Source organism: Citrobacter sp. Cpo090, from assembly GCF_030332665.1.
Classification (GTDB): domain Bacteria; phylum Pseudomonadota; class Gammaproteobacteria; order Enterobacterales; family Enterobacteriaceae; genus Citrobacter; species Citrobacter portucalensis.
This window is the reverse complement of the sequence record NZ_JAOWHK010000001.1, coordinates 1-516: the sequence shown is the minus strand read 5'-3', so window position 1 is coordinate 516 and position 516 is coordinate 1. Positions and strand designations below refer to the sequence as shown.

The window sequence follows — 516 nt, the reverse complement described above, 5'->3', positions numbered from 1 at the left end:
ACCTACTGGAGCAGTAGGAGTACCAGTAATTGTGCCATTTGTAGAATTTAGCCCCAAACCAGCCGGTAATGCCGGCGATACACTAAAAATAAGCTGCTCACTAGCAGTAGATGACACATGAACAGGGTTATAAGAGGAAGACACATTCTCCGTAAACATTTTTGTTAATACATCAATTCGAATTACAGGCTTAAAAATTAACTCAACATTTGCCGTCAGTGTATTAACTGAAGCAGTTACCGTCGTTCTCCCTGACGTTGTATTTGTAATATTCACCGTTGCCTGACCAAGATGATTTGTCATAACTTTTTTGCTACCGTGAATAGCTCCATTATCTGAAGTAATCGTGATCTCAATACTATCCAATGGATTACCATACTTATCCGTAACAAGGTAAGTAACACTAATTGGATTGGTGCCATCCGCCACTGCATTATTATTGGTGACCACCGGCGTCCCGCTGAACTGTGCCGTGGCCCTGTTCGCCACAAACGTCACCGTCGTATCCTGAGTCTG

At 42.8% G+C, this 516-nt stretch carries 1 protein-coding gene; it reads right to left on the bottom strand.

Features of this window, described 5'->3' with window-relative positions; all coding sequences use genetic code 11:
- On the bottom strand, window positions 1-498 hold a 498-nt coding region (locus OGY83_RS00005; RefSeq protein ID WP_286634820.1), incomplete at its 3' end, for an Ig-like domain-containing protein.
- Window positions 499-516 lie beyond the last annotated feature (18 nt).